Annotated in this window: 20 protein-coding genes; 14 read left to right on the forward strand and 6 right to left on the reverse strand. The window is 61.9% G+C overall.

Features of this window, described 5'->3' with window-relative positions; all coding sequences use genetic code 11:
- The 13 genes from fdx (at position 1) to AACW87_RS08600 (ending at position 13,186) form a co-directional block, all read left to right on the forward strand.
- Positions 1-339 (forward strand): ISC system 2Fe-2S type ferredoxin, encoded by a 339-nt coding sequence (fdx, locus tag AACW87_RS08540; RefSeq protein ID WP_005310414.1) that lies wholly within the window; start codon positions 1-3, stop codon positions 337-339.
- Positions 340-497: 158 nt separating this feature from the next.
- A complete protein-coding gene (gene pepB, locus AACW87_RS08545) occupies positions 498-1,802 on the forward strand; it encodes an aminopeptidase PepB (RefSeq protein ID WP_241324728.1) in 1,305 nt (434 codons plus the stop codon).
- A gap of 103 nt (positions 1,803-1,905) precedes the next feature.
- Positions 1,906-3,189: an aminopeptidase PepB gene (gene pepB, locus AACW87_RS08550; RefSeq protein ID WP_043136753.1), complete on the forward strand. Its 1,284-nt coding sequence runs from the start codon at positions 1,906-1,908 to the stop codon at positions 3,187-3,189.
- A 283-nt stretch (positions 3,190-3,472) separates the two neighbouring features.
- Positions 3,473-3,901 carry a nucleoside-diphosphate kinase gene (gene ndk / locus AACW87_RS08555; protein ID WP_043136750.1) on the forward strand — a complete coding sequence of 143 codons (429 nt, stop codon included), beginning with the start codon at positions 3,473-3,475 and terminating at the stop codon, positions 3,899-3,901.
- A gap of 166 nt (positions 3,902-4,067) precedes the next feature.
- Complete coding sequence (locus AACW87_RS08560) at positions 4,068-5,171, forward strand: bifunctional tRNA (adenosine(37)-C2)-methyltransferase TrmG/ribosomal RNA large subunit methyltransferase RlmN (protein ID WP_098984356.1); 1,104 nt, start codon at positions 4,068-4,070, stop codon at positions 5,169-5,171.
- 12 nt (positions 5,172-5,183) lie between these two features.
- On the forward strand, positions 5,184-5,975 hold the full coding sequence (tapF, locus tag AACW87_RS08565; protein WP_098984355.1) for a PilW family type IVa pilus biogenesis/stability lipoprotein TapF: 792 nt from the start codon (positions 5,184-5,186) through the stop codon (positions 5,973-5,975).
- Positions 5,965-6,900: a RodZ domain-containing protein gene (locus tag AACW87_RS08570; protein ID WP_241324729.1), complete on the forward strand. Its 936-nt coding sequence runs from the start codon at positions 5,965-5,967 to the stop codon at positions 6,898-6,900. Before tapF ends, AACW87_RS08570 begins: the two co-directional genes overlap by 11 nt.
- 10 nt (positions 6,901-6,910) lie before the next feature.
- The gene (gene ispG, locus AACW87_RS08575) at positions 6,911-8,026 is read left to right on the forward strand and encodes a flavodoxin-dependent (E)-4-hydroxy-3-methylbut-2-enyl-diphosphate synthase (RefSeq protein ID WP_043136741.1); all 1,116 of its coding nucleotides are present in this window, start codon (positions 6,911-6,913) and stop codon (positions 8,024-8,026) included.
- Positions 8,027-8,165: 139 nt separating this feature from the next.
- Positions 8,166-9,443 carry a histidine--tRNA ligase gene (gene hisS, locus AACW87_RS08580; RefSeq protein WP_241278175.1) on the forward strand — a complete coding sequence of 426 codons (1,278 nt, stop codon included), beginning with the start codon at positions 8,166-8,168 and terminating at the stop codon, positions 9,441-9,443.
- 3 nt (positions 9,444-9,446) lie between these two features.
- A complete protein-coding gene (locus AACW87_RS08585; RefSeq protein ID WP_042865878.1) occupies positions 9,447-10,097 on the forward strand; it encodes a YfgM family protein in 651 nt (216 codons plus the stop codon).
- The gene (gene bamB, locus AACW87_RS08590) at positions 10,090-11,274 is read left to right on the forward strand and encodes an outer membrane protein assembly factor BamB (RefSeq protein ID WP_043136735.1); all 1,185 of its coding nucleotides are present in this window, start codon (positions 10,090-10,092) and stop codon (positions 11,272-11,274) included. The genes AACW87_RS08585 and bamB overlap by 8 nt, the downstream gene beginning before the upstream one ends.
- A gap of 74 nt (positions 11,275-11,348) precedes the next feature.
- Positions 11,349-12,848, forward strand: a complete 1,500-nt coding sequence (der, locus tag AACW87_RS08595; RefSeq protein ID WP_042865880.1) for a ribosome biogenesis GTPase Der — start codon at positions 11,349-11,351, stop codon at positions 12,846-12,848.
- 104 nt (positions 12,849-12,952) lie between these two features.
- The gene (locus tag AACW87_RS08600) at positions 12,953-13,186 is read left to right on the forward strand and encodes a zinc ribbon domain-containing protein (protein ID WP_241324730.1); all 234 of its coding nucleotides are present in this window, start codon (positions 12,953-12,955) and stop codon (positions 13,184-13,186) included.
- A 354-nt stretch (positions 13,187-13,540) separates the two neighbouring features.
- On the opposite strand, the gene mltF is transcribed toward AACW87_RS08600, so the two are convergent.
- Positions 13,541-15,028, reverse strand: coding sequence for a membrane-bound lytic murein transglycosylase MltF (gene mltF, locus AACW87_RS08605; protein ID WP_241324731.1), 1,488 nt, complete (start codon positions 15,026-15,028; stop codon positions 13,541-13,543).
- 150 nt (positions 15,029-15,178) lie between these two features.
- On the opposite strand from mltF, the gene purL reads away from it, so the two are divergent.
- Positions 15,179-19,096 (forward strand): phosphoribosylformylglycinamidine synthase, encoded by a 3,918-nt coding sequence (gene purL, locus AACW87_RS08610; RefSeq protein WP_241324732.1) that lies wholly within the window; start codon positions 15,179-15,181, stop codon positions 19,094-19,096.
- Positions 19,097-19,374: 278 nt separating this feature from the next.
- Here the strand turns inward: purL and nuoN are convergent, their stop codons facing one another.
- The 5 genes from nuoN to nuoJ all read right to left on the reverse strand — a co-directional run bounded on the left by nuoN (position 19,375) and on the right by nuoJ (position 25,211).
- Positions 19,375-20,838: an NADH-quinone oxidoreductase subunit NuoN gene (gene nuoN / locus AACW87_RS08615; protein WP_043136710.1), complete on the reverse strand. Its 1,464-nt coding sequence runs from the start codon at positions 20,836-20,838 to the stop codon at positions 19,375-19,377.
- Positions 20,839-20,899: 61 nt separating this feature from the next.
- Positions 20,900-22,420, reverse strand: a complete 1,521-nt coding sequence (gene nuoM / locus AACW87_RS08620) for an NADH-quinone oxidoreductase subunit M (RefSeq protein WP_103472933.1) — start codon at positions 22,418-22,420, stop codon at positions 20,900-20,902.
- A 78-nt stretch (positions 22,421-22,498) separates the two neighbouring features.
- Positions 22,499-24,346, reverse strand: coding sequence for an NADH-quinone oxidoreductase subunit L (gene nuoL / locus AACW87_RS08625; protein ID WP_241324733.1), 1,848 nt, complete (start codon positions 24,344-24,346; stop codon positions 22,499-22,501).
- Positions 24,343-24,651: an NADH-quinone oxidoreductase subunit NuoK gene (gene nuoK / locus AACW87_RS08630; protein WP_042034381.1), complete on the reverse strand. Its 309-nt coding sequence runs from the start codon at positions 24,649-24,651 to the stop codon at positions 24,343-24,345. The genes nuoL and nuoK overlap by 4 nt, the downstream gene beginning before the upstream one ends.
- Positions 24,648-25,211, reverse strand: a complete 564-nt coding sequence (gene nuoJ, locus AACW87_RS08635) for an NADH-quinone oxidoreductase subunit J (protein WP_241324734.1) — start codon at positions 25,209-25,211, stop codon at positions 24,648-24,650. The genes nuoK and nuoJ overlap by 4 nt, the downstream gene beginning before the upstream one ends.

Consider the following 25,211-nt stretch of genomic DNA (forward strand, 5'->3'; position numbering starts at 1 on the left):
ATGCCAAAACTGATTATTCTGCCCCATCCCGAGCTCTGTCCGGACGGTGCCGCCCTCGAAGGCAAGAGTGGCGAGACCATTCTGGACGTGGCGCTGCGCAACGGCATCGAGATCGAGCACGCCTGCGAGAAGTCCTGCGCCTGCACCACCTGTCACTGCGTGGTGCGGGAGGGGTTCGACTCCCTCGAGCCGAGCGATGAGCTGGAAGATGACATGCTGGACAAGGCATGGGGACTGGAGCCGGAATCCCGCCTCAGTTGCCAGGCCCGTCTGGCGGACGAGGATCTGGTGGTGGAACTGCCCAAGTACACCATCAACCTCGCCTCAGAACGCCATTGATGACGCCTTAATTACACATGAGTGAATTGAGCGTGCAGCATCCCATGGTGCAGTAATGATATGGTGAAGGCCGTGACCCTCGAGGGGAACGGCCTTTTTTGTGCTCGTTATTTCCCTGTTCATGAATGAAAGTGCCAATAAAAAGGAAGCAAGCGAAGATGGCTGACATGATGAAGGTTCTGTTGTCCACCCAGGCCGCCGCCGCCCATTGGGGCGAAGGCGCCCTGCTCAGTTTCAACGATGACCAGGTGCTGATCCATCTGGACCTTGCCCGCCAGGAGCCGGATGCACAGCGTGCCATCCAGCGTGCTGGCCGTCGACTCGAGTCGACCGGCATCAAGCGGGTCAAGCTGGCCGGTGACGCCTGGGATCTGGAGCGCCGCTACGCGTTCGCCCAAGGCTTCTATGCCGCCAAGGGCGTGCGTGAGCTGGACCTCGGTGAGCAGAGTGTTGCTGATGCCCGCGAGCTGGATGCGCTGATCAAGGCGAGCCGCTGGGTGCGTGAGGTGACCAACGGTTGCCCGGAAGATATTTATCCCATGAGCCTGGCGGAATCAGCCCTGTTGCTCATTCGCGGTCTGGCCGGGGATCAGGTGACTGCCCGTATCACGGCTGGCGAGGCGCTGCGTGAAGCCGGCCATATCGGGATCTGGTCGGTGGGCCGTGGCAGCGAGCGCGAACCCGTGCTGCTGGAGCTGGACTACAACCCGACCGGGGATCGCAACGCCCCCGTGGTGGCGGCCCTGGTGGGCAAGGGCATCACCTTCGACTCCGGTGGCTACTCCATGAAGTCCTCTGACAACATGCTGCCGATGAAGTCCGATATGGGCGGCGCCGCCATGGTGACCGGCGCCCTGGCGCTGGCCATCAGTCGCGGTCTGAATAAACGGGTGAAGCTCATCCTCTGCTGCGCCGAGAACCTGGTCTCCGGCCACGCCTTCAAGCTGGGTGACATCCTCACCTACAAGAACGGTATCTCGGTCGAGATCCAGAACACAGATGCCGAAGGGCGTCTGGTACTGGCCGACGGCCTGATGGCCGCATCCGACAGTGGCGCCGCCTATATTCTCGATGCCGCCACCCTGACCGGCGCCGCCAAGACGGCGCTGGGTCGCGACTACAACGCCGTGTTTGCCCTCGATGAGACCGAGCAGCAACGCGCCCTGGCCGCCGCCAAAGCCGAACAGGAGAAGGCCTGGGCCCTGCCGCTGGAACCCTGGCATGCCAGCCAGCTCACCTCCGCCTTTGCCGAGTTGGGTAACGTGGCCTCCGCCGAGGGTACGGCCGGAGCCACCACGGCGGCCGCCTTCCTGTCACGTTTCGTGCGTGACGAGGGGCGGGGCTGGGTGCACCTGGATCTGGCAGCTTCCTATCAAAAATCTGGCAACGATCTGTGGGCGACCGGTGCCAAGGGCCATGGCCTGCGCACTATCGCTCGCTGGCTGCAGGAGGTGACACAATGAGTGTCTGGCTGAATCAAGAATTGGGTGATGGTTTGGGACAACCGGCGCAAAGAGCCACGGCCTGCGCATTATCGGTAGCCCGCAGGCTGCAGGAGGAGACAGCATGAACGTCTGGTTAAGCCGTGAGTTCGCACCGGCCGAGTGGGGGGAGGGAGCGCTGCTCTCTCACCGCGCCGATGGCATGGTGATCCATCTGGTCACCGCCACGCCATTGCTGGATATCCAGCAGGCGGCGCGTCGCCTGTGCAGCCAGGGGATCCAGAAGGTGGCGCTGGCCGGTCATTGGGAGCGCGAACAGCAGTGGGCCTTCGCCCAGGGGCTGCAAACGCCCAAGGCCGAGGTCGAATTGCAGTGGGCCACCTCGTCGGAAGAGGACAGGGAAGAGCTGGAGGCGCGCTGGCTGTGCGGGCGCTGGGTGCGCGAGATGACCAATGCTACCCCGGAGCAGCTGGGGCCGCTGGAGCTGGCGGTGGAGGCGGCGGCCTTCATCACAGAGCTGGCGCCGGACAAGGTGAGCCACCGCATTTTGAAAGGTGAAGCCTTGCAACAGGCTGGCTGGGTCGGCCTCTATCAGGTTGGCCGTGGCAGCGAGCGCGAACCCGTGCTGCTGGAGCTGGACTTCAACCCGGGGCGCGATCCCAAGGCGCCGGTGGCGGCTGCCCTGGTGGGCAAGGGCATCACCTTCGACTCGGGTGGCTACTCCATGAAGAGCTCGGAAGGCATGCTCACCATGAAGTGCGACATGGGCGGGGCCGCCATCGTCACGGGCGCGCTGGCGCTGGCCATTTTGCGCGGACTCGACAAGCGGGTGAAGCTCATCCTCTGCTGCGCCGAGAACCTGGTCTCGGGTCACGCCTACAAGCTGGGTGACATCCTCACCTACAAGAACGGCACCACGGTGGAGATCGTCAACACCGACGCCGAAGGGCGCCTGGTGCTGGCCGATGGGCTGCAACTGGCGAGCGACAGCGGGGCGCCACTCATCATAGATGCCGCCACCTTGACCGGCGCCGCCGTGATGGCGCTGGGGGGACGCTACAACGCCCTGTTTGGCCTGGACAAGGGGCTGCTGAGCCGGGCCATGGTCTACGCCGATGCGGAGCAGGAGCCGGCCTGGCCGTTGCCGCTGGAGCCCTGGCATCGCCAGCAGTGTCCGTCCCACTATGCCGACACGGCCAACAGTCGTCCGGTCAAGGGCGGCGGTCCGGGTGGTGCTTCCAATGCGGCGGGCTTCCTCTCCCGTTTCGTCGCGAGCGAGGGGCAGGGCTGGTTGCATATCGATCTGGCCGCCTGTTTCAGCGACAACGGCGACAGCCTGTGGGCGCCGGGGGCCAATACCCTGGGCATGCGCACAATAGCGCATACCCTGCTGGCGGAAGCGCGCTGAGCAGAGAGACAATGGTCAAGGAAGGGCACCTGAGGGTGCCCTTTTCAACCGTGCTGGATGAGTGAGCAATAGGCAGGGTTTCAGAGGCTTAACATGGCTATCGTGCACAAGCGCAAATTTTTTCCTGCTGCACTTGGCCAAGATGAGTGGTGATGTTGTTTTAAGGACGTGTTTGTTTAATAAAAAGTTGCTTTTTTGTGTGTTATTTCGGTTTTTGTTTACGTATAATCGCCGCCGAACATGGATTCTAACAATAAAACTCTGTAGTTAAGGAAAGATCTCAATGGCCATCGAACGTACCTTCTCTATCGTGAAACCGGATGCTGTCAGCAAAAACCTGATCGGTGCCATCTACAACCGCTTCGAGAGCGCTGGCCTGAAGGTCATCGCCGCCAAGATGCTGCACCTGAGCAGCGAGCAAGCCGCCGGTTTCTACGCAGAACACCAGGGCAAGCCTTTCTATGATGCGCTGGTCAGCTTCATGACCTCTGGCCCTGTGATGGTACAGGTGCTGGAAGGGGAAGAGGCCATCCGCCGTCATCGTGAAATCATGGGGGCGACCAACCCGAAAGAGGCCCTGGCCGGCACCCTGCGTGCCTGCTACGCCGAGAGCATCGACCGCAACGCGGTGCACGGCTCCGACGCCCCGGCCTCTGCCGCCCGTGAAATTGCCTACTTCTTCTCCGACGACGAGATCTGCCCGCGCGGCTGATCTTGCCCTGAGATGATCAAGGGAGCCTCGGCTCCCTTTTGTTTTTTGGCCTTTTGATCAATATCCTCTTATTCTCCAGCTGGAAAGCCGGACCCATTATTTGTACAATGCCGCCCCCTGACATCGTCAGCCAATAATTTATGTAGTTTGTGGACTGAGGCCTTTGATGAGCGAAATAAAAACCAACCTGCTGGATCTTGATCGGGATGCCATGCGTGCCTTCTTCGTCGAACTGGGCGAGAAGCCATTCCGGGCAGATCAGATCATGAAGTGGATCTATCACTTCGGTTGTGATGATTTCGATCAGATGAACAACGTCAACAAGGTACTGCGCGAGCGCCTGAAGGCGATCGCCGAGATCCGTGCGCCACAAGTGAGCCGTGAACAGCGTTCCGCGGACGGCACCATCAAGTGGGCGCTGCAGGTCGGCGATCAGGAAGTGGAAACCGTCTACATCCCGGAAGAGGACAGGGCCACCCTGTGCGTCTCCTCCCAGGTAGGCTGTGCGCTGGCGTGCAAGTTCTGCTCCACGGCCCAGCAGGGTTTTAACCGCAACCTGAAAGTGTCCGAGATCATCGGCCAGGTATGGCGCGCCGCCAAGATAGTCGGTGGCAAGCGCCCCATCACCAACGTGGTGATGATGGGCATGGGCGAGCCGCTGCTCAACCTCGCCAACGTGGTGCCGGCCATGCGTCTGATGATGGATGACTTCGGCTACGGCATCTCCAAGCGCCGGGTGACCATCTCCACCTCGGGTGTGGTGCCGGCGCTGGATATCCTCGGCGATCAAATTGACGTGGCCCTGGCCATCTCACTGCATGCGCCGAACGACAAGCTGCGTTCCGAGATCATGCCGATCAACGACAAGTACAACATCGAGGACTTCCTCGCCGGTGTGCGCCGTTATCTGGCCAAGTCCAATGCCAACGGTGGTCGCGTGACGGTGGAGTATGTGCTGCTCGATCATATCAATGACGACATGCAGCATGCCCACGAGCTGGCCAAGGTGCTCAAAGATACCCCGAGCAAGATCAACCTGATCCCGTTCAACCCCTTCCCGGGCAACCCCTATGGCAAGCCGAGCAACAGTCGCATCGACCGTTTCTCCAAGGTACTGATGGAATATGGCTTCACCGTCATAGTCCGCAAGACCCGTGGTGACGACATAGACGCCGCCTGCGGTCAGCTGGTGGGAGAGGTGATAGATCGCACCAAACGCACCATGAAAAATCGGATGCAACAGGATGGGATTTCCGTCAAAATGGTTTAAATTGCTAAGCCATTGTATAGTCAGGGAATGGATACACGTACATTGATCGTAGTGGCAGCGCTCTGCGCGCTGCCAGGCTGTGTTACCGAGACCACTTACGCGGGCCAGAATTCGACCCAGCGTGAAGTGGGTCCCGACCTCAAGGCGGCTGCCCAGACCCGTCTGGACTTAGGCATTCAATATTTGCGACAGGGCAATGCCGAACAGGCCAAGTTCAACCTTGATCGCGCCCTCCAGTACGACCCCGACAACCCTCAGGTCTACATCGGCTTCGCTTACTTCTACCAGCAGGTAGAGGATTACAAGGCGGCCGAGGAGAGCTACAAGAAAGCCCTCGCCATGGATCCGTCCAATGCTGACGCAATGAACAACTATGGTGCCTTCCTGTGCAACCGTGGTCGCTTCGACGAGGCGGAGAAGGCATTCCTGCAGGCGATCAGCCAACCCAATTACATCAAGATTGCCGATACCTATGAAAATGCGGCACTTTGCGCCGCGCAAAATCGCAGAAATGATAAAGCAAGCGAGTACTATCGCTTGGCCTTGGGGTATAATCCCCGCAATCCAAGGTTATTGCTGGACATGGCTGAGCTTTCCATGAAAGATGGCAAGCTGCCTGATGTGCAGGCCTATCTCGCTCGTTTTGCCGATGCGTCAGACGAGAACGAGAGCAGTCTCTGGTTGAGATTGCGGCTGGCTCAGGCCATGGACAAACCGGCACTCCTTCACCAATTCGGGACTGAGCTGGTAAGGCAATATCCCTCTTCGCAACAAGCCAAGCGTTACTTAGCCAATGACTACTGAACAGCCACACGATTTTCAAGACGACTCTCAGGCAGCAGGCCCAGGCCAGCTGCTGCGCAATGCCCGTGAACAGCTTGGCTGGACACGAGAACAGGTTGCGTCCCGCATTCACCTTCGTCTGACCCTGATTGCTGCGATCGAATCAGATACGTATGACAAGCACACTTCCCATACCTTTATCCGGGGCTACCTGCGTACCTACGCCAAGCTGGTTGGCATCCCGGATGAGACCATACTGGCCGCCTACGACAAGCTGGGGCTGACGCCACCCGACAACATCGACATGCAGAGCTTCTCCCGTCGCTCGCGCCAGCAGGCCAACGACAGCCGGCTCAAGGTGGTGACCTGGCTGGTGATCCTGGTGTTGATCGCGCTCTCCGTCGCCTGGTGGTGGCAGAGCACGGCGCGCCGCTCCGCCGGTGACGAAGCTCTGGCGGCCACTGAAATGAGTGCGACCGCCAACCCGCAGGGGGCAACCCTGTCTTCTGCGGCGGATGTGGTCGACCCTGTGCTCATGCCTGTTGCCTCCGATGCGATGGCTACGGCAGCAGAGCCGACCGTGAGCGGCGCTGCGGCCACTGCGCCGCAGGTTGAGGCCAGCAGTGCAGCCGTGGCGACTGTGACCTCTGCGAGTGTGGCGACGCTGCCGGTCGCTGATGATGCGGCCGCGGATCCCGCCAAGGCACCTCAGCTCAAGATGAGTTTCACCGCCGACTGCTGGCTGGACGTCAAGGACGCCAAGGGCAAGACACTGTTCAGCGGCCTGAAGAAGGCAAATGATCAACTGGTATTGGAAGGACCCGAGCCGCTCAAGTTCATCATTGGCGCGCCCATGGCGGTCAATATCGAATATCAGGGCAAGTCCATCGACATGAGCCGTTACAACAACGGCCGGACTGCTCGCCTCTCACTGCCGCAGGAGTAATCTGTCCGCCATGTCCGCTCACGAATCTCCCATCATTCGTCGTAAATCCAGGCAGATCATGGTCGGTAACGTACCGGTTGGGGGCGACGCCCCCATCACGGTGCAGACCATGACCAACACCAAGACCACGGACGTGGCCGCCACTGTCGAGCAGATCCGGCGGATCGAGCGGGTTGGCGCCGACATAGTCCGGGTCTCGGTACCCACCATGGAAGCGGCGGAAGCCTTCAAGCTCATCAAGCAGCAGACCCGTATCCCCATCGTTGCCGACATCCACTTCGACTACCGTATCGCCCTGAAAGTGGCCGAGTACGGTGCCGACTGCCTGCGCATCAACCCGGGCAACATAGGCAACGAAGAGCGGGTGCGTGCCGTGGTCGACTGCGCGCGCCACTACAACATCCCGATCCGCATCGGCGTCAACGGCGGCTCTCTTGAGAAAGACATTCAGGAGAAGTACGGCGAGCCGACCCCGGAGGCGCTGCTCGAGTCGGCCATGCGCCACGTGGATTATCTGGATCGCCTCAACTTCGACAACTTCAAGGTGAGCGTGAAGGCGTCTGACGTCTTCCTGGCCATCGGGGCCTATCGCCTGCTGGCCAAGCAGATCGAGCAGCCGCTGCACCTTGGCATCACGGAGGCGGGCGGTTTTCGCGCCGGCGCGGTGAAATCCGCCGTCGGGCTCGGCATGCTGCTGGCCGATGGCATAGGCGATACCATCCGCATCTCGCTGGCGGCCGATCCGGTGGAAGAGATCAAGGTAGGCTTTGATATCCTCAAATCCCTGCGCATCCGTTCCCGTGGCATCAACTTCATCGCCTGCCCCTCCTGCTCACGTCAGGAGTTCGACGTGATCGGTACCGTCAATGCCCTGGAAGCGCGGCTGGAAGACATCATCACCCCCATGGATGTCTCCATCATCGGCTGTGTGGTGAACGGGCCGGGCGAGGCGCTGGTCTCCGATCTGGGGCTGGCGGGTGCCGCCAACAAGAGCGCCTTCTACGAGGGCGGTCAGCGGGTCGACCGGCTGGACAACAAGGATCTCATCCCGATCCTGGAGCGCCGCATTCGCGCCCGGGCGGCCATGCTGGATCCGGCCAACCAGATCCAGGTGGACGAGGGTTGAGCCAGTGCGGGGCCACCTAGGGTGGCCCCGTCTTTAGGTTGCTGATTTTAAATCCCGCATTGGAACGCCCTGATTTTACCTCGGGGTCGAAAATCCCTATAATGCGGCCAAATTTCACGTCTTTTTCTCGAGTATCAACGTGGCAAAACAGATCCAAGCTATTCGCGGTATGAACGATTGCCTGCCGGAGCAGAGCCCGGTATGGCAGAAAGTAGAACAGATACTGCGCCAAGTGGTCGCCAGCTATGGCTACAGCGAAGTGCGCATGCCGATCGTCGAGCAGACTCATCTGTTCAAGCGTGCCATCGGTGAAGTGACCGACGTGGTCGAAAAAGAGATGTACAGCTTCGAAGACCGCAACGGCGACAGCCTGAGCCTGCGTCCGGAAGGGACCGCCAGCTGCGTCCGTGCCGGTATCGAGCACGGTCTGCTCTACAACCAGGAACGCCGGATGTGGTACATGGGCCCCATGTTCCGCCACGAGCGTCCCCAGAAGGGCCGTTACCGCCAGTTCCATCAGTTCGGGGTCGAGCTGTTTGGCATCAACGGGCCGGATATTGACGCCGAACTCATCATGCTGACCCACCGTCTGTGGCGGCTGTTCGGCATCAGCGATCATGTCACCCTGCAGCTCAACACGCTCGGTCAGAGTGCCGAGCGCGCCGCCTATCGCGATGCGCTGGTGGCCTACCTTGAGCAGTACAAGGATCAGCTGGACGAAGAGAGCCAGCGCCGCATGTACAGCAATCCGCTGCGGGTGCTCGACTCCAAGGATGCCAAGGTTCAGGCCATTCTGGTGGATGCCCCGCGTCTGTTCGATCACCTGGGCGAAGAGAGCCTGGCTCACTTCGAGGGGCTCAAGCGCCTGCTCACCTCCGCCGGTATCCAGTTCGAGGTGAACGAGCGTCTGGTGCGCGGCCTTGACTATTACAACCTCACCGTGTTCGAGTGGGTCACCAACAGCCTGGGTGCCCAGGGCACCGTCTGTGCCGGTGGCCGTTACGACGGCCTGGTGGAGCAGCTTGGCGGTCAAGCGACCCCGGCGGTGGGCTTTGCCATGGGCATGGAACGTCTGGTGCTGATGCTGGAGACCCTCGAGCTCAATGCCGACATTCGTCCTGCGGTGGATGCCTATCTGTGCATGGTGGGCGAGGGGACTGAGCAAGCGGGCTTCCAGTTGGCCGAGCGTCTGCGCGATGCCCTGCCTGACCTGCGCCTGATGAGCCACTGCGGTGGCGGCAACTTCAAGAAACAACTCAAGCGTGCCGACAAGTGCGGCGCGGCCATTGCCCTGATCCTCGGTGAAACCGAGGTGCAAAACGGGGAGATCACCATCAAATATCTGCGTGGCCAGGCCGAGCAACAGACCGTCAAGGTCGACGCCGCCATTGCCCTGCTGGCAGCCAAAGGAGAGTAAGCAGTGGAAGTTTATACCACCGAAGAACAACAGGTTGAGGTCATCAAGAGCTGGTGGAAAGAGAACGGAACCTCGGTGCTCGCAGGAACTGTTATCGGTCTGGTTGGACTCTTTGGCTGGCGTTATTACAACGAGCGTCAGCAGACCAATCAGGAAGCCGCTTCCCAGGCTTACAACGAGATCTCGGCCCAGCTGGCCAAGGGTGATGCCGCCGCCTTCGAACAGGTGCAAGGTTTCATCAGTGCCCACCAGGGTGACTCTTATGCCGAGCTGGCCGCCCTGCAACTGGCTGCCGCTGCCGTCAAGGCAAACAAGCTGGACTTGGCTGCCGAGCAGCTGACCCAGGTGGCAAACAATGGTGATGAGAGCATTCGTCCCATCGCCGCCCTGCGTCTGGCTCGCGTGCTCAACGATCAGGGCAAGGCCGACGAGGCCCTGGCCCAGCTTGGCAAGATCAGCAATGACGCCTTCAAGGCCCAGGTGGCGGAAGTGCGTGGCGACATCCTGCTCAAACAGGGCAAGGCCGAAGAGGCGCGCGATGCCTATCAGGCGGCGGCTGATGCCGGCGGCCTGCAGGGCAGCGCCGAGCTCAAGCTGAAGATGGACGATCTGGCGTTGCCAGCCGTGACCACGGGTGGAGCTCCGGATGCGTAATCTGTTCAAGATGGTGGCGTTGGGGGCGGCAGTCTCCTTCGCCCTGCAGGGGTGCTCCCTGTTCAGCTCGGAAGAAGATCTCAACCCCATGGCGCCTTTGCCCGTGGTTGAGTCTGCCTTCACCGCCGACACGGCCTGGTCCTCTTCCGTCGGGGATGGCATAGGCGACTTCTACTCCCAGCTCAAGCCGGCGGTGGAAGAGGAGCGCATCTATGCCGCGGCCCGCGATGGCGATGTAACCGCCTTCGATCGTGCCAGCGGCAAGGAGCTGTGGAGCGTGGATCTGGCTGATCTGCCCATCAACGCCGACAAGCGCAGCGCCCGTCTCTCCGGCGGTCTGGTCTCTCGCTACGGCAAGTTGTTCCTCGGCTCCGAGAACGGGGTTGTCTACGCCCTGAACGAAGAGAACGGGGAAGTGCTGTGGCAGACCACTGTGCCGGGTGAAGTGGTGGCAAGCCCCGCCGTCGAAGACGGTCGTGTGGTGGTGCTGACCACTTCGGGTCGCCTGGTGGCGCTCGATACCGATGAAGGCAAGTTGCAGTGGACCCTGGCGGAAGAGCAGCCGCCGCTGACCCTGCGCAGTGCCGGTGCCCCCATCATTACCAACGGCGCCGTGCTCTATGGCCGTGCCGATGGCAAGGTGGGCATTGCCCTGCTGAGCAACGGCCAGCCGGTGCGTCAGTCCAAGGTAGCCGATCCGCGCGGTGCGACCGAGCTGGATCGCATGGTGGACGTGGATGCGACGCCGCTGATCGCCGGTGATGAGCTCTATGCTATCGCCTACAATGGTCAGCTGATGGCACGCAAGCTGATGACGGGTGACGAGGTGTGGAAGCGCAAGTATTCCGGCTACCGCGACATGGCGGTGACCGGCAATGCCATAGTGCTGACCGACAGCCGCAGCCATCTGTTTGCCGTTGACAGACGCAACGGGCTTGAGCTGTGGTCCAATACCCAGCTGGAAAACCGCACAGTGACTGCCCCCGTCATCCTGGGTGACTATGTGGTGGTCGGCGATGTGGAAGGTTACCTGTATTGGCTGGATCGTACCGACGGGTCCATCAAGGCCATGCAGCAGCTCGACAGCAGTGGTCTCTACGCCGCCCCTCTGGTGGACGGTGACACCCTGTATGTGCAGAGCCGTGGCGGCAAGTTGTACGCTATCAAGCGTCCCTGATCGTCCGATAATGTGAATATCCGGCTCCTGGTCTTCGGACCCGGAGCCTTTGTCGTCTTGAGAATGAGGCTTTTATGACTCCTGTAGTAGCCCTGGTGGGCCGCCCCAACGTGGGGAAATCCACCCTGTTTAACCGCTTGACCCGTACCCGGGATGCCCTGGTGGCCGACTTCCCCGGTTTGACCCGGGACCGTAAATACGGTCAGGCGAAGTTGGGCGAGCTGGAATTTATCGTGGTGGATACCGGTGGTATCGATGGCACCGAAGAGGGGATCGAGCTGAAGATGGCCGAGCAGTCCCTGCTGGCCATCGAAGAAGCCGATGTGGTGCTGTTCATGGTGGATGCCCGTGCCGGTCTGACCGCCGCGGATCAGGCCATCGCCGAGCACCTGCGCAAGACCCACAAGACGGTGTTTCTGGTGGCCAACAAGACAGATGGCATCGACGGTGACTCCGCCGTGTCCGAGTTCTACGGTCTGGCGCTGGGGGAGGTCTACCAGATCGCTGCCGCCCACGGCCGTGGCGTGCTGAGCCTGCTTGAACTGGCGCTGGCACCCCATCTGGAAACCCTGGTCGAAGCCGCTGCCGAAGAAGATGCGCAGGATGAAGAAGAGGAGGACTTCGACGAAGAAGCCCTGCTGCGCATGGTAGCCGCCGGTGATCTCGATACCCGGGAAGATACCAAGGAGACCCCGTTCGCCGACTTGCCCATCAAGTTCGCCATCGTCGGTCGCCCCAACGTCGGCAAATCGACCCTGACCAACCGCATGCTGGGTGAAGACCGCGTCATCGTCTATGACATGCCGGGCACCACCCGCGACTCCGTCTATGTGCCGATGGAGCGTGACGAGCAGAAGTACGTCATCATCGACACCGCCGGTGTGCGTCGTCGTGGCAAGGTGCATGAGACGGTGGAGAAGTTCTCCGTCATCAAGACCCTCAAGGCCATTGAAGATGCCAACGTCTGCCTGCTGGTGATCGATGCCCAGGAGACCATCACGGATCAGGACTTGAGCATCCTCGGCTTCGTGCTCCACTCAGGCCGCTCCGTGGTACTGGTGGTGAACAAGTGGGACGGCCTGGATCAGAAGGTGAAAGAGGACGTCAAGAACGAGCTGGACAGACGCCTGGGCTTCATCGATTTCGCCCGTGTCCACTTCATCTCCGCCCTGCACGGCAGCGGTGTCGGTCACCTGTTTGAATCCATTCAGGAGGCGTACCAGTCCGCCACCCGCAGAACCAGCACTGCCATGCTGACCCGCATCATGCAGATGGCGCAGGAAGATCACCAGCCGCCCATGGTGAACGGTCGCCGCGTCAAGCTGAAGTATGCCCACGCCGGTGGTTACAACCCGCCCCGTATCGTGATCCACGGCAACCAGTTGAACGACCTGCCGGATTCGTACAAGCGGTATCTCATCAACTACTTCCGCAAGTCGCTCAAGATCATGGGCTCCCCGATCCGGGTCGAGTTCCAGGAGTCGGCCAACCCGTTCGAGGGTCGGAAGAACACCATGACCCTGAGCCAGGAGCGTCAACGCAAGCGCCTGCTCAAGGCCAAAACCAAGAAGTAAGGCCCAGCGGCTGCCCTCACCGGCAGCCGTTTTTTCTTGGGGAGAGGCGAGGGGGATCTGCTGTGGGGCGACCCACAGCAGATCCACTTTGAGAGGCGTCGAGTATGAGTACCCTGATATGCCCGGCCTGCGGCGCCGAGCTGGATAGCCGCAGTCCCGAGGTCTGCTGTGGCCAGTGCCAGGTCCGTTATCGCATCCGCGCCCTGTGTCCGACCTGCCAGCAGGAGCTGGAGCGGCTCAAGGCCTGCGGCGCCGTGGATTACTTCTGCAACCACTGTAACAGCCTGGTGTCGAAGCGCGCGGTGCGCTTCGAGGCGAGCCCGGCAGGGCAGGCGTGAGGCAATAAAAAACCCGGCAAATGCCGGGTTTATGCTGTGTGTTCTGCTATCAGCAAGGTGTAGGAGCGGTTTCTGCGCCATATCTTGCGTTTGGTGTCATTGAGCTTGAGTTTGCGTCTGGGGCTCCAGGCGCACTTTGCTTTTCTGACCAGAGTGGTTCTTCTACGAGCTCGCATCTTGGTCTCCTCCCATTGGATGGCCATCCCGGCCTCGATGAATGGAGCCTATCTGAAAATGCTGTCATCCAGCTGTCAAGCTGCTGAAATCAGGCGATAAAAACAGTTTCGGACAGGCCCCGGCACATCCGGATGGTAACAGAGAACCTACCGGTAAAACAAACTTGTCAACAAGGGTTCAACGCAGGGTGATCTGCTTGACCACTTCGGCGATGACGGTGGGGCGTTCGGCACTGGTCGGCTCGCTGCTGTCGTCATCCAGCTCTTCGCGGCGGTGGGCCTTCTGCTGCTCGTTGTCGAGCCAGAGCAGGCTCTGGTAATACTGGCGCACGTTGTTGACGTAGTTGCGCGCCTCGCCGCCCCGGGCATAGCCGTAGCGCGCCTTGCGGTGCCAGCGCGCCTGCTGCAGCAGGGGCAGCACCTCTTTCACGTCGCTCCAGGCGTCGGGATTCTTGCCGAGCTCCTTGGTCAGGCGGCGGGCATCCATCATGTGGCCGTAGCCGATGTTGTAGGCGGTGAGGGCAAACCACACCTTCTCGTCATCGGGTACGGAGGCGGGCACCTTCTCCATCATCTGTTGCAGATAACGGGCACCGCCCTTGATGCTCTCCTCCGGGTGCAGCCGGTTGTTGACCCCCATCGCCTTGGCGGTGGGTTCGGTCAGCATCATCATGCCGCGCACGCCAGTATAGGAGCGCGCCTCCGGATCCCAGTGGGATTCCTGATAGCTGATGGCGGCCAGCAGGCGCCAATCCACCACGCTGGCGTGGGTCTTGAACAGATCCTGATACTTGGGCAGCAGACTCTTGGCCCGTTGCAGGAAGGTGCGGGTGTCGACGAAGTCGAAGTTCTGCACGTGGCCGAAGTACTTCTCGTCCAGCTTGGCGATGGCGCCATCCATGAAGCGCTGGCCGAAGAAGTCGATGATGCTGGCGTAGAGGCTGTCATCGGGCAGCTTGGTCATGGCCCAGGCCACCGTCTGGTTCTTGGAGAGGGTCAGCCCCTCTGTGAGCTCGGGGTAGTAGCGCTGGGTACGGGCCAGCACAGTATCCTGCACCACAGTGTAATCAATCTTGCCGTCGGCCACCTGCTTGAGCAGCTCTTCCACGTCCGCGTCCCGGTTGGTGCTCCATTTCAGGTTGGGGTGCTGCTTGCCGAGCTCCTTGAGCAGATCTTCCCCGGTGGAGCCGGCAGGCACCACTATGGAGCCCTTGAGATCACCAATCCCCTTGGGCTTGGGGGAGCCGTTGCGATAGACCAGCTTGGGGGAGACCTGATAAAAGCCGGGGCCGAAGCGAAACAGGGCACGTCGCTCCGGGGTGACCACGATGGCGGCGGCGGCGAGATCCAGCTTGCCCTTCTTGAGCAGCTCGACCAGTTCGGCGGTGGAGTAGACGGGGACTATGGTGAGCTTGACGCCCAACCAGTCGGCATAGCTTTTCGCCAGCTCGTAATCGAAGCCCTGGGCGGTCTCGTCACGCTGGTAATAGGAGGTGGGGCCATAGATGGTGCCAACCCGGATCTCGCCCCGTTGGCGGATCTGTTCCAGCTGGCTGGAGGGGGTGTAGAAGTCACAACCGACCAGGGTCAGCAGCAACATCAGCCCGATAAACAGTCGAAAAATGCAGCGCAAGTAGGTGAGTACCCTTGTTGAAAAAATCGGCATTTGTCAAAAAAGAGGGACCTTTATACCAGAGAGTGTGCACCGAGTCACACTTGGCAAATCAAGAAAAACGTTTGTCCGGCGTCGGCCTGATCCCTATAATACGCGCGTCTCAATTCCCCCCCCACTTTAACACTTGGTGAGAAAGGTCATATGGATATCTTGCGTGGTGCCCCAGCACTGTCTGATTTTCGTGTCCAAAAACTGCTGCAACGCTTCGCACAGATGAGAAAGGAGAGTGGAGTAGAGAGCGGAGTAGAGATAGAGGATGTCTATGCCGAATATGTGCACTTCGCCGAGCTCTCGAGCCCGCTGTCACCGCCCGAGCGAGCGACATTGGGCCAGCTTCTGCGCTACGGCCCGACCATCCCCGAACACACCCCCAGCGGTCAGCTGTTTCTCGTTACCCCCCGCCCCGGCACTATCTCCCCCTGGTCTTCCAAAGCAACCGACATAGCCCACAACTGCGGCCTGACCCAGGTCAAGCGGCTGGAGCGCGGTATCGCCTATTACGTGCAGGCCAAGGGCGAATTGACCCAGACCCAGTGTGCTGACGTTGCCGCCGTGCTGCACGATCGCATGATGGAAGTGGTGTTTGGCGAGATGAACGAGGCAGCCGCCCTGTTTGCCCATCAGGCGCCGCGCCCCTTCACCCAGGTGGATGTGCTGGGCGGTGGTCGCGTCGCGCTGGCCGACGCCAACGTGGCGCTCGGTCTGGCGCTGGCCGATGACGAAATCGACTATCTGGTGGAGAACTTCACCAAGCTTGGTCGCAACCCCAACGACATTGAGCTCTACATGTTTGCCCAGGCAAACTCGGAGCACTGTCGTCACAAGATCTTCAACGCCGACTGGACCATAGACGGTGAACAGCAGCCCAAGTCGCTGTTCAAGATGATCAAGAACACCTTCGAGCAGACGCCGGATCATGTCCTGTCTGCCTATAAAGACAACGCCGCCGTGATGGAAGGCAGCCAGGGTGGCCGCTTCTTCCCGAGCCCGGCCAGCGGCGAGTACCAGTATCATCAGGAGCGCGTCGACATCCTGATGAAGGTGGAGACCCACAACCACCCGACCGCCATCTCCCCCTTCCCGGGGGCGGCCACCGGCTCCGGCGGCGAGATCCGCGACGAGGGCGCAACCGGCCGTGGTGCCAAGCCCAAGGCGGGTCTGGTGGGCTTCACCGTCTCCAACCTGCGGATCCCCGGTTTCGAGCAGCCCTGGGAACAGGACTTCGGCAAACCGAGCCGCATCGTCAGCGCCTTTGACATCATGCAGGAGGGGCCGCTCGGCGGCGCCGCCTTCAACAACGAATTCGGTCGTCCGGCCATTCTCGGCTACTTCCGCACCTTCGAAGAGGAGGTGCCGAGCCACAACGGCGTCGAGGTGCGCGGCTATCACAAGCCCATCATGCTGGCGGGCGGGATAGGCAACATCCGCACCGAACACGTCCAGAAGGGAGAGATCCCGGTCGGGGCCGCCCTCATAGTGCTGGGTGGCCCGGCCATGAACATAGGCCTGGGCGGCGGCGCAGCCTCTTCCATGGCCTCCGGTCAGTCGGCCGAAGATCTCGACTTTGCCTCGGTCCAGCGTGACAACCCCGAGATGGAGCGCCGTTGCCAGGAGGTGATCGATCGCTGCTGGCAGCTGGGGGACGATAACCCCATCGTCTTCATCCATGACGTGGGGGCCGGTGGCCTCTCCAACGCCATGCCGGAGCTGGTCAACGACGGTGAGCGCGGCGGTCGTTTCGATTTGCGCGCCATCCAGAGCGACGAGCCTGGCATGAGCCCGCTGGAGATCTGGTGCAACGAGTCCCAGGAGCGTTACGTGCTGGCGGTGGCGCAGGACAAGCTGCCGCTGTTCAAGGCGCTGTGCGAGCGTGAGCGCGCGCCCTATGCCGTCATCGGCACCGCCACCGAAGAGAAGCACCTCACCCTCTCTGACAGCCACTTTGACAACCAGCCCATCGACTTGCCGCTGGACGTGCTGCTGGGCAAGGCGCCCAAGATGCACCGTGACGTTGTCACCCTGCCTGCCCAGGGCAAGCCGCTGCAGCTCGACGGCACCACCCTCTCCGAGGCAGCCGAGCGGGTACTGCGTCTGCCGACCGTGGCGGAGAAATCCTTCCTCATCACCATAGGTGATCGCAGCGTGACCGGTCTGGTCAACCGTGACCAGATGGTCGGCCCCTGGCAGATCCCGGTAGCCGATTGCGCCGTCACCGCTGCTACCTATGACGGCTATCACGGCGAGGCCATGTCCATGGGCGAGCGCACCCCGGTGGCGCTGCTCTCCCATGCCGCGTCGGCCCGCATGGCGGTGGCCGAAGCGCTCACCAACCTGGCACCGGCTCACATCGGATCGCTCAAGCGGGTCAAGCTCTCGGCCAACTGGATGTCCGCAGCCGGCCATCCGGGTGAGGATGCCGGCCTCTATGAGGCGGTCAAGGCGGTGGGCGAGGAGCTCTGCCCGGCCCTTGGCATCACGATCCCGGTCGGCAAGGACTCCATGTCCATGAAGACCCGCTGGCAGCAGGATGGCAAGGAACAGAGCGTCACCTCGCCGCTCTCCCTGCTCATCACCGCCTTTGCCCGGGTCGAGGACGTGCGCAATACAGTCACTCCGCAACTGCGTACCGATCTTGGTGAGACAGACCTTATCCTCATCGATCTTGGCAACGGCAAGCAGCGTCTCGGTGCCTCCGCCCTGGCCCAGGTCTACCGCCAGCTGGGGGACAAGGCGCCGGATCTCGACAATCCGGTCCAGTTGAAAGGCTTCTTCAACGCCATTCAGGCGCTGGTGGCCGATCGCAAACTGATCGCCTATCACGACAGATCCGACGGCGGTCTCTTCGTTACCCTGACCGAGATGGCCTTCGCCGGTCACTGCGGCCTCGACATCCAGTTGGATCGCATCGGTGGCGAGCTGCTGCCGGCGCTGTTCAACGAGGAGCTGGGTGCCGTCATCCAGGTACGTCGCGACGACAAGGAAGCCGTGATGACACTGCTGGCCGGTCACGGCCTGGCCGCCTGCTCCCACGTGCTGGGCACGGCGCGCGAAGGTGATCTCATCACCCTGCAGCGTGCGGGCCAGGAAGTGTATCGCGCCAGCCGCACTGCACTTCGCACCCTCTGGGGCGAGACCAGCTGGCAGATGCAGCGCTTGCGCGACAACCCGGCGTGCGCCGATCAGGAACATGCCGCCCGTCAGGACGCCACGGATCCGGGTCTGCAGGCCAAACTGAGCTACAACCCGTCCGACGACGTGGCTGCGCCCTATATCGCCCGCGGGGTATCCCCCCGTCTGGCGGTGCTGCGCGAGCAGGGGGTCAACTCCCATGTGGAGATGGCGGCGGCGTTTGATCGGGCCGGGTTCGCGGCGGTGGATGTGCATATGAGCGACATCCTCAGCGGCCGGATCAAGCTGGAAGAGTTCCAGAGCCTGGTGGCCTGCGGCGGCTTCTCCTACGGCGACGTGCTGGGGGCCGGTGAGGGCTGGGCCAAGTCCATCCTGTTCAACGACAACGCCCGCGAGCAGTTCCAGCGCTTCTTCGAGCGTGGCGACACCCTCTCCTTGGGCGTGTGCAACGGCTGCCAGATGATGTCCAACCTGCGCACCCTGATCCCGGGAGCCGATCTGTGGCCGCGCTTCGTGCGTAACCGCTCCGAGCGCTTCGAGGCGCGCTTCAGCCTGGTGGAGGTGCAGGAGTCACCGTCTGCCTTCTTCGCGGGCATGGCGGGTTCAGTGATGCCGATTGCCGTCTCCCACGGGGAAGGACGAGTGGAGGTGCGTGACGCCGCTCACCTGAGCGCGCTGCAAGCCAGCGGTCTGGTGGGACTGCGCTTCGTGGACAACCGCGGCAAGGTCACCGAGCAGTACCCGGCCAACCCGAACGGCTCGCCGGACGGCATCAGTGCCGTGACCACCACAGACGGTCGCGCCACTATCATGATGCCGCACCCGGAGCGGGTGTTCCGCACCGTGGCTAACTCCTGGCACCCGGACAACTGGGGCGAGGACGGTGCCTGGATGCGGATGTTCCGCAACGCCCGGGTGCAACTGGGTTAATCCCGCAGCACAACCTGCAACAATAAAAAACCGGCCAGCAGGCCGGTTTTTTTATGAGGGATGCATAGTCTCTTGCGGGGCGAAAGTAACGGGTAGCCAAGGGCGGGGGATGACTTGCAGACGGTGGGCTCTGCTTCTTGTCTCCGCTTGTCTGACGGGGCCTGACCGCCGGATTGACCACAAGGGAGGACGCCATGAGCATGCATGGTATGCCCATTATCCAGCAATAAAAAAACCGGCCACCTGGGCCGGTTTTGTGTTTCTGGCAGAGGCGCTACTTAGCGCAGCACCACGTTCTGGAAGCCCTGCACCAGGCTGATGACGGGTTGGGGGTAGATGCCCAGCGCCACCACTATGATGGCGGAGAGCAGGACCACCATGCCGCCCGAGGAGACGGCCCAGTCGGCCTTGGCATCGCGCAGCTGCATGCCGGGTTCCCGCAGATAGAGGGTGACCATGACGCGCAGGTAGTAATAGAGACCCAGGGCGCTGCCCAGCACTATGGCGCCGGAGAGCCACCACAGCTTGGCATCGACCGTTACCCCGATGAGATAGAACTTGCCGATGAAGCCCAGCGTCATGGGGATACCCGCGAGCGACAACATCATCACCGTCATGACGGCGGTCAGGTAGGGGCGGTGCCAGAACAGACCACGGTAGCTGTGCAGGGAGTCCGCATCCTTGCCGCGATAGGGGCTGGACATCATGCTGATGACGCCGAAGGCCCCCAGGCTGGTGAACAGGTACATCAGCAGGTAGACGCCGGCCGCTTCCACTGGCATCTGGCCGAGGCGGCTGGCGACGATCACCGCCAGCAGATAACCGAAGTGGGAGATGGAGGAGTAACCCATCATCCGCTTGATGTTGGTCTGCAGCAGGGCCAGCAGGTTGCCGATGACGATGGAGACGACCGCCATGGCGGCCAGCAGCCAGTGGATCATGGGATCCCCCGCCGCAGGCACCGCCAGGTAGAAGCGCAGCAGCACGCAGAACACGGCTATCTTGCTGACGGTGGCCAGGAAGGTGGCCACAGGTGCCGGGGCGCCTTCGTACACGTCAGGTGTCCAGAGGTGGAAGGGGGCCAGGGAGAGCTTGAAGGCAAACCCCACCAGCATCAGTCCCAGACCGCCCATCAGCAGCGGGTGGTGAGCCGGGGTGGTGGCCAGGGTCAGGCCGAGATCGCTGAAGCTCAGGCTGCCCGCCTGGGCATAGAGCAGCGCCATGCCAAACAGCAGGAAGGCGGTGGCGGCGGCGGAGAGCACCATGTACTTGATGCTGGCCTCCAGCGAATGGCGCTCGCGGTAGGCGTAGCCCACCAGACCGAACATGGGCAGGGTCAGCATCTCGATCCCGATGAACAGCGACGCGAGATGACGGGAACCCGCCAGCACCAGGCCGCCGGCGGTGGCGATCAGCAGCAGCAGGTAGAACTCTTCCCGGTTGTCCGGATAGCCCTTGAGCCAGGAGCGACCGAAGGTGCAGGTGGCCAGGGCGCCGATGAGCACCAGCCCCATGTAGAAGACGGCGTAGCCGTCTATCTGCAGCAGCGGAGTGACCCCCTGATCACCCTGCGCCATGACTATGGGCAGGGAGAAGAGCGCTAGGTTGAGGCCCGCTATGGTGACGACGAAGGCGGTGTCGTCACAGCGCCGCCAAGCGATGGCCAGCATCAGGGCCAGCATGGCCCCCGTGGTCAGCAGCAGGGGCAACAGGGCCAGCAGTTGAGAAGCTGTGAATGTCATTGCAGTGCTCCTGTAATGGACAAGTAAGGCAACAGGGCCAGCGGTCGGGAAACAGTCAGGTTCATTGCAATGCTCCAGCGGACGGCAGTGCGTACCAGTGCAGCACGCTCATCAGGCTGCTGCCTGCGGTATCGAGCACCGGCTGGGGATAGACACCGAGCAGCACCAGCAGACCGGCGATTGTCAGCATCATGGCCAGCTCGCGGCTGTCCAGTCCCTTGAGGATCTTGTCGTCTTTGGGAGCGCCGAAGCAGGCCCGTTGCAGCATGATGAGGGAGTAGACGGATGCCAGCACCAGACCGAAGGTGGCGATGATTGTGATGATGGGCGCGACCTGGAAGCTGCCGATGAGGATCAGGAACTCGCCGACGAAGTTGCCGGTACCCGGCATGCCAAGGGAGGCCACCGAGAAGAACAGCATGACGCCGGGCAGGTAGCGCAACCGGCCCCACAGGCCGCCCATCAGGCGCAGATCACGGGTGTGCAGCCGCTCGTAGAGCTGGCCGCACAGGATAAACAAACCGGCGGCGGAGAGACCGTGGGCTATCATCTGCACCACGGCGCCTTGCAGCGCCAGCTCGCTACCCGAGTAGATGGCGATCATCACGAAGCCCATGTGGGAGATGCTGGTGTAGGCCACCAGCCGCTTGATGTCGGTCTGGGCGAACGCCACTATGGCGCCGTAAACGATGCCGACCAGGCCCAGCAGCATGGCGTAGGGGGCAAACTCGGCGGAGGCCTCCGGGAACAGCGGCAGGGCGAAGCGCAGCAGACCGTAGGCGGCGGTTTTCAGCAAGATGCCGGCCAGGTCCACGGAACCCGCGGTCGGCGCCTGACTGTGGGCATCCGGCAGCCAGCCGTGCAGCGGTACCAGCGGCATCTTGACCGCGAAGGCGATGAAGAAGCCCAGCATCAGCAGCCACTGGACGCCCTTGCTCATCGGGGTGTTGAGCAAGTCCTGATAGTCAAAGGTGAACACGCCGGTGGCTGCGTGGTGGGTCAGCACCAGACCCAGGATGGCGACCAGCATGATGAGGCCGCTGACCTGGGTGTAGATGAAGAACTTGGTGGCCGCGTTGATCCTGGACTTGCCATCGGTGACCGAGTGGCCCCACAGCGCGATCAGGAAGTACATGGGGACCAGCATCATCTCCCAGAAGAAGAAGAACAGGAACAGATCCAGCGCCATGAAGACGCCGAGCACGCCCCCCAGGATCCAGAGCAGGTTCAGGTGGAAGAAGCCGATGCGCTGCACGATTTCCTTCCAGGAACAGAGGATGGCCAGCACGCCGATGAAGCAGGTGAGCATCACCATCAAGAGCGACAAGCCATCCACCGCCAGATGCAATGAGATGCCGAAGCGAGGGATCCAGGGCAATTGCAGTTCGGCGGCCCAGGCGGACACGCCCGTCTGGGTTGCAAGGGAAAAGTCACCGCTCCACCAGATGGCGCCGGAGAGCAGCAGGCAGGCGCTCATGGACAGCAGGGCGACCCAGCGCACGAAGTATTCACCGAAGCGCTCCGTCTGCCAACAGAGCAGACCGCCGATGAAGGGTATTAACAAGATCCAGAGTAAGGTCACGATATCAGCTCTCGTCTATGTTCTAGTCACTGTGCAGGCCCGTGGGCTTGCTGCGAGTTCAGGGGCTGCATCACGGGATCAGCCGAGCAGCAGCAGGGCCAGGATCAGGGCGGCGCCCATCCCCATGGAGGCTGCATACCAGCGCAACTTGCCGGAAACGGTCCAGGCCAACAGCTGGTGGCCACTCTGTGCCAGCCAGGCCGGCAGGTTCATCATCCAGTCCAGCGGATCCTTGCCGAGCAGGCGGGTGCTGAGCAGGTAGGGTTTGACCCACAGCTGATCGTACAACCAGTCAAAGCCCCAGGCATTGAACCAGAGGGTGCTGAGCAGACGGCCCGGCGCGCTGTTCGCCACGCTGGTGGCCAGTCGACGCTCACCCAGGAACAGGAAGGCGGCCAGGGCTATGCCCGCGATGGCGATTATGCCAGAGGCTATTTCCAGCGCATGACGACCCGCTTCTATGTGATCTCCCGGACCGGCCGGCAGTACTCCGGCCAGCGGCGGTACTATCAGGGCCCCGATCCCGGTGGAGAGCACCAGCAGCACCAGCAGCGGCAGCTGGTGGGCCAGGCCGTGGCCGGCGTGGGCCTCGGTCTGCACCTTGCCGTGGAAGGCGATGAAGATGAGGCGGAAGGTGTAGAGGGAGGTCAGGAAGGCCCCCACCAGACCGGCCCACAACAGTGTGGTCTGGCCGGATGCCTGCACCTGCCACAGGATGGCGTCTTTACTGTAGAAACCGGCCGTGACCAGCGGCAGCGCGGCCAGCGCCGAGCCCCCCACCAGGAAGCAGGCATAGACCAGCGGCAGACTCTTGCGCAGGCCTCCCATCTTGAAGATGTTCTGCTCGTGGTGGGTCGCGACTATGACGGCACCGGCTGAGAGGAACAAGAGCGCCTTGAAGAAGGCGTGGGTCATCAGGTGGAAGATGGCCCCTTCCCAGGCGCCGACCCCGAGGGCCAGGAACATGTAGCCTATCTGGCTCATGGTGGAGTAGGCCAGGATCCGCTTGATGTCGGTCTGTACCAGGGCCGCAAAACCCGCCAGCACCAGGGTAATGGCACCGACCAGCGCCACCAGATGCAGGATCTCGGGGGCCAGCAGGAAGAGGCCGTGGGTACGGGCGATGAGATAGACACCGGCGGTCACCATGGTCGCGGCGTGGATCAGGGCAGAGACAGGCGTCGGGCCCGCCATGGCATCCGCCAGCCAGGTTTGCAGCGGCAGCTGGGCCGATTTACCGACGGCGCCGCCGAGCAGCATCAGGCAGGCGAACGACAGGGCAGGGGATCCCTCGGCGAACATCGCGGGGGCGCGCACCAGCAGCTCATGGATGTTGAGGGTGCCCAGCTCCCGGTAGAGGACGAACAGGCCGATAGCGAGGAAGACGTCGCCGACCCGGGTTACCACGAACGCCTTGAGGGCGGCTGCCCCGTTGGCCGGGTTGCGGTAGTAGAAGCCGATCAGCAGGTAACTGCACAGCCCCACCCCTTCCCAGCCGAGGTAGACGAACAGCAGGTCATCGGCCAGCACCAGGAACACCATGCTGGCGATGAACAGGTTGGTATAGGTGAAGAAGCGGGAATAGCCCTCTTCTCCGCGCATGTACCAGGAGGCGAACAGGTGGATGAAGAAACCCACCCCGGTCACCACCCCCAGCATGGTCAGCGACAGGCCGTCCAGTGCCAGGCGGAAGGTGGGATTGAAGCTGCCCACCGACATCCATTGCCACAGGGTCTGGGTGTAGACACCGCCGACCGGCATGGTATTGAGGAAATCGATGCCGACCCACAGGGTGGTGAGGGCCGACAACCCTATGCTGCCGACGCCGATCAGTGCCGAGCTGCGCTCGCCGAAACGGCCGAGGGAGAAGGCCAGCACCAGCCATCCCAGCAGCGGGAATAGAAAAGTCAGGTATAAGAGGCTCATCCGCGCATCTCGCTCACAGTGTCCACGTTGAGGGTGTGGTAACGACGATAGAGCAGCAGTAACAGGGCCAGGCCTATACTGGCCTCCGCTGCCGCCAGAGAAATCACCAGTATGTACATGATCTGGCCATCGGCCTGGGCCCAGCGGCTGCCAGCCACCACGAACGCCAGCGCGGACGCATTCATCATGATCTCGATACTCATGAGGATAAACAGCAAGTTACGGCGGATCAGCAGACCGCACAAACCGATGCAAAACAGCACGGCGGCCAGCAGCAGACCGTGTTCCATGGGGATGCCACTCATTGCTGACCTCCTTCTTGAGATGGACTTGGTGCTGAGCGCACGGCAGTTTTGGGAACGGAAAGCACTTCCCCGCTCTTGTCTTCACGGCCCAGGTGGTAGGCGGTCACCAGACCCGCCAGCAGCAGGATGGAGGCGAGCTCCACCGCCAGCACGTAAGGGCCGAACAGGGCGATGCCGACCTCTTTCGCGCTGACGTCGGTCAGACCAAGCTGACCCCCTGTCACGCCGAGGATGCCGTAGGCCAGAAAGCCCAGCAGGACGAGAGAGAGCAGGCTCGGACCCACCCAGGTGGTGGGGGTGAGCCAGTTCTTCTCCTGATCCTGGGACGATCCCAGGTTCAGCATCATCACCACGAACACGAACAACACCATGATGGCGCCCGCGTAGACGATCACCTGCAGGGCACCCGCGAAGGAGGCACCCAGGCAGAAGAAGATCATGGCCACGGCGATGAGCGAAATAATGAGATTGAGCAGCGCATGCATGGGATTGCTGGTGCTGATCACCCGCAGCGTGCTGTAAACGGCTACCAGGGCCGCGGCATAAAATGCCAGTTCCAT

It is taken from the genome of Aeromonas sp. MR7, from assembly GCF_963899385.1.
Taxonomy (GTDB): domain Bacteria; phylum Pseudomonadota; class Gammaproteobacteria; order Enterobacterales; family Aeromonadaceae; genus Aeromonas; species Aeromonas bestiarum.